The organism is Methylobacterium sp. WL103 (assembly GCF_008039885.1).
GTDB classification, from domain to species: domain Bacteria; phylum Pseudomonadota; class Alphaproteobacteria; order Rhizobiales; family Beijerinckiaceae; genus Methylobacterium; species Methylobacterium cerastii.
Map to the genome: position 1 here is coordinate 1 of NZ_VRUX01000195.1, position 7,112 is coordinate 7,112.

Below are 7,112 nucleotides of genomic sequence, written 5' to 3' on the forward strand. Positions count from 1 at the left end.
AAGCGCAGGTCGTGATCGAAAGCTGGCGACGTCACTACAACGGCGTGCGCCCGCATGCCTCTCTGGGATACCGACCGCCGGCCCCGGAGGTGTTCATGCCAGCCTTCTCCGCTTGGCCGGCTGCGCTTGCCAGACCAGCTCCGCCGGCCAAGCTACCCGTGGCGGAGCGGCCCACCGTGCACTAACTTTATCCTTGGACCACCTCGTGGGGGCCGATCAACGCCCCAACTCGACATGGGGCCATTCTTCTGGTTCGGAGGCATGCCCGGCGAGCCGCTGCCTGTCCTTGATGCCTATGACAGTCCCCGGCGCGCCACGCACAATAAGGCTGGCGAGCGGCCCGTCCGCAAGAACCACCGCCTGATCCCCGGCCGGAATTTCCAGCGGCTAGACGACTTCGATCAGGTCTTGGAGGCGCTGTTCGGTCCCCTGCCAGCGGGCATGCTGCCGGTAGAGCCGCTCGTATGAGCGAGACGTGAAGGAGGAGAAGATGCGTCTTGCGAGAAGGCTGTTCGTCGTGCCGCTGGCGGATAACGACCACGGCAAATCGACGATGATCCGAGCGCTCGTATCCCAAGGTTTGGGGCGAGCCGTGCAACTCCAGAGGAAAGGCGTCCGGACTCTTGTCAGTCCGTGGGGCCGGCCAATCGATGCCTACGTGTTCGGCCGCTCCTACCAGGAAGTTGAGAAAGGGGCATACGGGTCCGTCGAAGGCGCGCTCGACGGGAATGACTCAGACTGGCGAAAGCGTGAGCTTGTCATCATGCCGAGCCACGTTGCAGCGGGAGACCACGACGACATCGAGCAGATGATCGACGCCGCTCATTCGGCCGGGTTCGACGTGATCTGCGCCGCGATCTTGTTCACCTGGGGAGACGGCGATAATCGGGGCCAATTTCCCGATATATGGCGTATGGGATGGGACGAGCGATGGACCATTCCCAACCCTTGGAACGACAACCCGGAAGGGCAGCTTGAGGCCTTGGGCCGCGACTTGTGGACGTGGATTTGCCAGGCCTTGGCTTCATGAGCCAACTCATTGCGATACCCTCCCCTCCACGCCGCCCACGCCTACGCGATGGTGCAGCCGCGGGCCAAGGCGGCCGACATTGCCACGTGGATTGGCAATTACAGTCTATAAAACGACCGTTTTCCCGACGAAGGGCTATGCGAATAAGCCGCATTGTAGCGTGCACATTCCAGATTTTATGCACGGGCTAAACTGAACGATTGAGCGCGAGCGACGGCGCCGAATAAAAAACTAGCTCTCCTTCATCCGCTCTCTGTGAGCGTCAGAGTGCCAAGTCCCGCTCGCGCTCGCGCGTTCTTGATCGCCTGCGCGATGTCCACGTTCACGCCCCCGTTCGAGGCGTCCTGAGTCATCCTATGGATCTGCGCGAGCTTGCCGAGCGCGTTGAGCTTGTCTGCCATCGTAACTCGCATCTTCAGGATCTGACGCGGGTCGTTGCCGTCGGTGCCGAACTCATGCACGACATCGCAGCTGAATGCCTTCATGGCAGCCAGGGTCTCCCGACCAGCGCGGCTGAAATCCAGGTACGCCGTGCCGTCCGCTTGCACCGTGATGATGTCGCCGATCGAAGCGAAGGCGACCTTGGCAAGCTCCTGCTCGATCCGCTGCGGTGTGACCTGAAGCCGGCGTAGTCGGGCAGAAACCAAGCTGTTGATCAGCTCGCGTACCGCGGATCGTTCCATGACCGCGCCGGCAGAATGATGATGGGGAGCCGCATAGCCACACAAGCGCGCGGCTTTCGTAGCGTTCCGCTCCCGCATGAAGTGCACGACGAACTCCTTGTGCCGCGCACTCAGGCCGCTGGCCTCGATGGCGAGGAACTCCTCGTCCTCGATGCCGGCAAGTGGATCGAGATCGTTAGCCACTATGACCTCTGGGCGATCGCCTGAAAAAGTACCCACTAAAACCCATACTTGAACCTGAGGGTTGGTACGACGTGGGCGGCGACGTAAGCCGCGGCAAACCGCTGGCGGCTCAGTTCGAACATGTCCGTGGGTAGCCCCCAGGCAGACAAGGCAGCCTCACACCGGGCAAGCGTTCTCGCGCGGCGCCATGGTGCGTTGTCACCACCGGTCCAGAACCAGTCCTGCTCCTCGAACAGCACTCGCTCATCGGGGTCGGCTGGTGTCGGTGCCTCGCCTGGTCGACGCTGCCAGGTTGGAACGTAGTAACGATTGAACAGCACCTCACGACCATCTCGGCAGGTCCAGCGGCCGTACGGCAGCTCGATCGCCATTTTTGCCGGCTTTGACATCTGACGCGTGATCGGACCGTTGCGGCGTGGATCGTACTCGCGTTGCATGTTTACTCCTCGATGTTTCCCCGTAGGCCGGTAGGCCTCAAGGTTCTGGATGGGGGTTTGCGTGGTTTTGGGGGTTTGTTTTCATTCCTCGCGCGAGAAATTTGGATTGGAGAGTTGCTTGCACAAAATTTGGGGGAGGAGCTGAAGCAAACCCTCAGAACACCCCAAACCCCATTTAGGGTTCTATCGCGCGGGATGGATAGGAGGCGGGTTCGACAAGCGAGAAGCGATTGCCGTGACTGGTATCGGCTTGCATTTCGAGCTTCGCACCATTGACCAGCCGGCCACTGATGCGCGAAAGCCACTTCCCGAGCCGTCTAGTACTGACAGCCCCGCCGGCCCCAGCCTGTCGGAACAGGAGATCCTGGAATTCGGCAGCGTCGGGTCCGCTCGCTGCGATTTTGATGATGACGCGTGTGGTGTAGCTTTCCGACAGCGAGAGGTGCTCGCGCCAATGCGTGAATAACTCGCCGATCGCGGACAGCTCCGGATCTCCCTTGCGGGCCGTGTCCATGCTGGCGACCGGATCGGCACACCCGAGCCAGATGAGCGGTGCGCGCACCATATCCGACCATTCACCGTAGCTCCCGATTGGCCCACACACTTTCGGCATCCCGGCCGCACGATAGGCTCGCGCGATAATCATCACGGCCGCGACGTAAGCACCTCGATCCGCCAGCACCCGTTCGATTGGGTCAAAGTCGAAGTCGCGAAGCTCTGGGCGCTCTACGTTGGCATCGAGCGTGCAGATCACGGCGCGTCGCGTCATGTCGCCGAGCAGCGTCAGGTTGTTGCCGGTGGCGAACACAGCCGAGCGGGACTCTACCTCTGGTGTCTTACTCGCTCCGAGAATGCGGACCTTCACCGATGGCCGTTCCGTCATCAGGCAGAGGGCTTCGCCCCCAAAGTTCCCCGTTTACGTTATCGATGGAAATGAGGGGTGCAGCATCCAGAAGGAGTGCGCCTAAACGCTTCTCGGTTTCCTCCTCCGTCTTGCCGGCGGCGATCACAGGCGCGCGCCGGCCAGTGGCGATTGTAGCGGCGATGTCCACCAGGTAACTCTTGCCCGTGCCGGGGCTGTGCGCCGTGATGGCATGGAGTGGCGCAGTCGGGATGCCACCGCGCACCACCGCCGTGATGATACCGGATAGGGCTACGGCCTGATCGACTTCCCCCGCGAAGGGGAAATTGCAGATGAGATCCTTGAGGCGCTGCAATGCGTGCTCCGCATCGCTGCGGGTTGGCCGTTCTGGCACGTCCGCGAGGCGGAAGCTCGGATCGACCACGAGATAAAGGCGAGTTGCGGGATCGTAGCCCGGTGCTGAAAGGATCGAGCCGTCTGATCGCATCGTGGGCGTGGTGATGACACCCGATAGGGGTGGTAGCTTCCATTCCCCCTCACGGGCCAGTAGCGCGGTAACCACCTCGATGGGTGGGTTCCGATCCACCCACTCCTCGGCGGTCTTGCTAAACCGCTGGAAGTGCATGGCGCGCGCTAGGTGGTCCGCCATGCTCGCCTGGCACAACAGCCGAAGCTTCGCCACTGTCGTGTTCCGATTGCCGGCTGCCGGCATCGTCTCCGCCACAGGGCGTACCAGAGTACCAGCCCTGCTGTAGATCGGAGCTCCAGCCAGAAGGAGGGCAGCCTCCGCCTCGTCGACGGCTCGTGGCACCTGCCCAGCAACGAAGCGCACAATCGGCAGCTCGTCGCCCTTCTCGGCGGTGCTAGGATTGTCGTTGGCACGCTTCCGATACCCCGGCCTGCTTCCAGCCATGGCCCTAGCGCTCGTGGCGGGAGGTCCGGCTACCCCCCTGAAAGTTAGGTAGGGAGGCTAACCAGCCTTCGGCGTCGGTACTGCGGATCAGGGTCTTCCGACCAACCTTCGTGCCGAGAAGACGCCCTGAACTAAGCTCCTTGTAAGCAGTCGCACGGCTGACACCGTAGCGATCACAGAATGTCGGTACGTCGAAAGCGGCAAGCTGGTCCATCGTTGTCCTCGCTCGTCCCGGGCTGACAGCCGGTGTCTGCGAGGAAGATTGCGGACTTAGGGCTCTACGTCATTTGGCAAGTTGCGCGTGCCCAATTTGCTCAATTTGCCTATTGTCACATGCGATCTAGAGCCCGGAGGATAGTTTCGCGGGATAGCTTTGGCACGGCTTTGTCTCCCGCTGCCCGTTTTTGGCTAAGACGAGTTTGTATTAAACTTACTACCATGCTATTTGAAATAGTTTCGTCTATATAAGTTCTTTCCAATGCTAGCTCATCTACAATTTTTAAAACTAATAAGTGATTTCGAGGCTTGGGTTTATCCTTAGAAGAATCTGTGACTTCGGCTGCGCTTGTAGGCTGCGAAGTCAATCTTTCGAGTTCCTCACCACTCAACTTAATATTCTCGATTTGTGGAGCGGTTATAGGTCTGTGTCCCGGAGGTCGGATTGCAGATAACTCCCAGCGAACAGCATCGAAGCCATGGCAACCCCAAGTCGATCTTCTAATCGAGGCGTCTTCGATTTGACCATCTGGGATATAAGAAGCTTCAATCTTACCCGCCTCAAGCCAAGTGAAAAGTCTCAATGCGCACGCTCTAAAAATATCAATCTCTTCGCGAGATAAATTTGGATTTGGTATATTGTACCAGTTACTAGCGACGAGTTGACCGATTTCCCCATTGCTGTAAAGAACAAACCTAAGAGCATCTTTCAAAAAAATGTAACCACATTTAGGAGTTATTATGGTCATAAAAGCATCTCCAGTTCTTATCGTCAAAATAGTTATACACTGAAAATGGTGCTACATAGCGATCAATCCTGAATGATTGTAGAGTTCGGACTTCAGGCCGCCAATCCTGGCAGCAACCTCTTTCAAGGTGAAGTTGTCGTCAACAAATAGAGCACCTGCAGCTGCTATGTCCTTAGCCTGCATACTGTGGGGCCACCCTCATACGCCTCCGCCAACGAGCCTCAACCACAACCGATGTTCTGGCCGGTCCGTGTGAGCACCTGACGCCTCCCCCGTACTGATACGCCCTCGGTCGGTATCGCACAGGCGTTCAAGCTGAAGGTCAGGCTTCTAATCGAGAGTGAAAACCAAGCGTGGCTAACGAGTATGTCGGGATAGACATATAGCTACGTTTAACTAGCAATAGAAAAACTTACATATTTTCCTGACAGAAAAACGCTGGACCGGATGACCAATCAGACCCGCATCGTCCTGCGTCGAGAAAACGGTCGTTTGCCCGACGACAGCCGGTGCGGACCTACGGTCCGAGATGGGTGGGAAGCGGACCCTGACCCTTCGCCCTGAAGCGGACCTTCCGCCTTCGGAGAGCTACAGCCTTCAGCCAAGCAGCGGCAGCTTCCGCAGGGCCATTTGGAGGTTCTCCGCGTCCCACGGGAGATGCTCCGTGATCGAGAGCGCGACCACCTCCGCGTTCTCGCCTGCTCGGCCAATCAGCGCGATTACCTGCTCGAAGGTCAGCTTGCCGCTCCCATGCGAAGCGACCTCAGGATCGACCGGTCCCGGAGGAGCGAAGAGTTGCGAGCGGAAGACACGCGGATCAAGGACGTCCAGATCGAAGTGAATGAGGAGCTTCGAGGCACCCGAAGCCCTCACCCACTCGGCTACGTTGCCGAAGTCGGCATCGAGATCGGAGGGTGCCAGCACCGTGGCGCCGATCCCCTCGATGTAGGTGCGCTGGTTCAGGCTCAGCGCGTTCTTGGCGAGACCGGCGAAGAGGATGCGGTTGCCCGGAAGCGTCGTTCGGCCAAACTCAGCGAGGTCGGGATCGGCATCGCCCAGCAAGTTCGCCAGCACGTGGGCGTGCGCGTTGGCGTAGTCCTCCGGCATGGTGACGTCGGGATGGTGACGTCGGGATGGGCGTCGATCCAAAGGACGGCAACATCGCCCTCATGCTTGCGAGCGAGAAAGGAGAAGGGCGCAATCGACACCATGCAATCGCCGCCGAAGGTGACGATGCGGTCAGGCTGATGCTGCTCGATGATCGCCCGCGTGGCCCGCGCCACGTCTAGGACCTCGGACTTTCCGACGACACCGTCCTCAACGGGAAGCTTGCGACCGTCCGGCTTGGGGACCGGGACTTCCACGGTAAGGTCGCCGTTGTCGGGTGCGAGCCACGCGAGCAGGCGCGAGCCGAGTTGGTAGGTCGGCTTGTTGCCACCCTGCCAGTGCGGCAGCACGAGGCGGAGCGTCTTCAAATCTTCGGTCATTCGTCGGGTGTCCGTGTCTCGGATCGAACGTCACTTGCCGCGGAGTGAACCCGAAAACGGACGGGCGGGAAACCGCGCGCCCTCGACGTAGGTCATCGTCCACCAAACCGCCGCGAAGCGGACCTTTCGAGGGGCTGTGAAGGTTCGTGAGCGGACAGCATCAAGCTGTCAGACGTGACTGCCGGCATGTCGTCCAAACGTCCGATTGCGTGACGGCCGGCGTGCCGGATCGGACCAACACGTTTCCTGTCGGAAATCTCGTCACAAAACCTGCGATCCGCAAACCAGGCCCGTCCAGGGTCAAGCGGGCCTACGCGGCAGGCGCCGGCTCACCCAATGAGGTGGAACCCATTCTCAATCTGCCCGACGAGGTGCACCTGCGCCTCGAAGCTCTGGCTGATCTCCAGGGCAACCGCTGCCTTCGAGGTAAGCGCTCGGTGACGGCTGCCTTGTGCGGATAGGGTCTGGGTCTGGATACAGGGGATGGCGCGGGATGGCGCTGTATCGGCCCTGTGTCTGGACCTATGACGAACACGGCTCACATCGTCGTCG

At 59.8% G+C, this 7,112-nt stretch carries 10 protein-coding genes; 4 read left to right on the top strand and 6 right to left on the bottom strand.

What is annotated here, in order from left to right; genetic code table 11:
- From FV222_RS13270 to FV222_RS13280, 3 genes are all read left to right on the top strand, one after another.
- The coding region (locus FV222_RS13270) for an integrase core domain-containing protein (protein WP_147814589.1) at positions 1–185 on the top strand (185 nt) is incomplete at its 5' end.
- A 49-nt stretch (positions 186–234) separates the two neighbouring features.
- Positions 235–468, top strand: a complete 234-nt coding sequence (locus FV222_RS13275; protein WP_210248485.1) for a hypothetical protein — start codon at positions 235–237, stop codon at positions 466–468.
- 7 nt (positions 469–475) lie between these two features.
- Positions 476–1,030 carry a hypothetical protein gene (locus FV222_RS13280; protein WP_147814591.1) on the top strand — a complete coding sequence of 185 codons (555 nt, stop codon included), beginning with the start codon at positions 476–478 and terminating at the stop codon, positions 1,028–1,030.
- A gap of 242 nt (positions 1,031–1,272) precedes the next feature.
- On the opposite strand, the gene FV222_RS13285 is transcribed toward FV222_RS13280, so the two are convergent.
- The 6 genes from FV222_RS13285 to FV222_RS31170 form a co-directional block, all read right to left on the bottom strand.
- Positions 1,273–1,896, bottom strand: coding sequence for a terminase small subunit (locus FV222_RS13285; RefSeq protein WP_147814592.1), 624 nt, complete (start codon positions 1,894–1,896; stop codon positions 1,273–1,275).
- A 35-nt stretch (positions 1,897–1,931) separates the two neighbouring features.
- Complete coding sequence (locus FV222_RS13290) at positions 1,932–2,333, bottom strand: hypothetical protein (protein WP_147814593.1); 402 nt, start codon at positions 2,331–2,333, stop codon at positions 1,932–1,934.
- A gap of 175 nt (positions 2,334–2,508) precedes the next feature.
- Complete coding sequence (locus FV222_RS13295; RefSeq protein WP_147814594.1) at positions 2,509–3,141, bottom strand: hypothetical protein; 633 nt, start codon at positions 3,139–3,141, stop codon at positions 2,509–2,511.
- Between the two features lie 28 nt (positions 3,142–3,169).
- Positions 3,170–4,108 carry a hypothetical protein gene (locus FV222_RS13300; RefSeq protein WP_147814595.1) on the bottom strand — a complete coding sequence of 313 codons (939 nt, stop codon included), beginning with the start codon at positions 4,106–4,108 and terminating at the stop codon, positions 3,170–3,172.
- A 329-nt stretch (positions 4,109–4,437) separates the two neighbouring features.
- Entirely contained in the window at positions 4,438–5,073 is a 636-nt protein-coding gene (locus FV222_RS13310) for a hypothetical protein (protein ID WP_147814615.1), read from the bottom strand.
- Between the two features lie 597 nt (positions 5,074–5,670).
- Positions 5,671–6,180: an arginase family protein gene (locus FV222_RS31170; RefSeq protein WP_246685447.1), complete on the bottom strand. Its 510-nt coding sequence runs from the start codon at positions 6,178–6,180 to the stop codon at positions 5,671–5,673.
- 26 nt (positions 6,181–6,206) lie between these two features.
- Between FV222_RS31170 and FV222_RS31175 the strand changes: the two genes are divergently transcribed.
- On the top strand, positions 6,207–6,362 hold the full coding sequence (locus FV222_RS31175; protein ID WP_246685448.1) for a hypothetical protein: 156 nt from the start codon (positions 6,207–6,209) through the stop codon (positions 6,360–6,362).
- Positions 6,363–7,112: the final 750 nt, after the last annotated feature.

What these genes read in the sequence shown, in the direction of transcription:
- FV222_RS13275 (WP_210248485.1), top strand. Translation starts at nt 235, where the DNA reads ATGGGGCCATTCTTCTGGTTCGGAGGCATGCCCGGCGAGCCGCTGCCT.
- FV222_RS13290 (WP_147814593.1), bottom strand. Translation starts at nt 2,333, where the DNA reads ATGCAACGCGAGTACGATCCACGCCGCAACGGTCCGATCACGCGTCAG.
- FV222_RS13300 (WP_147814595.1), bottom strand. Translation starts at nt 4,108, where the DNA reads ATGGCTGGAAGCAGGCCGGGGTATCGGAAGCGTGCCAACGACAATCCT.
- FV222_RS13310 (WP_147814615.1), bottom strand. Translation starts at nt 5,073, where the DNA reads ATGACCATAATAACTCCTAAATGTGGTTACATTTTTTTGAAAGATGCT.
- FV222_RS31170 (WP_246685447.1), bottom strand. Translation starts at nt 6,180, where the DNA reads ATGCCGGAGGACTACGCCAACGCGCACGCCCACGTGCTGGCGAACTTG.
- FV222_RS31175 (WP_246685448.1), top strand. Translation starts at nt 6,207, where the DNA reads ATGGGCGTCGATCCAAAGGACGGCAACATCGCCCTCATGCTTGCGAGC.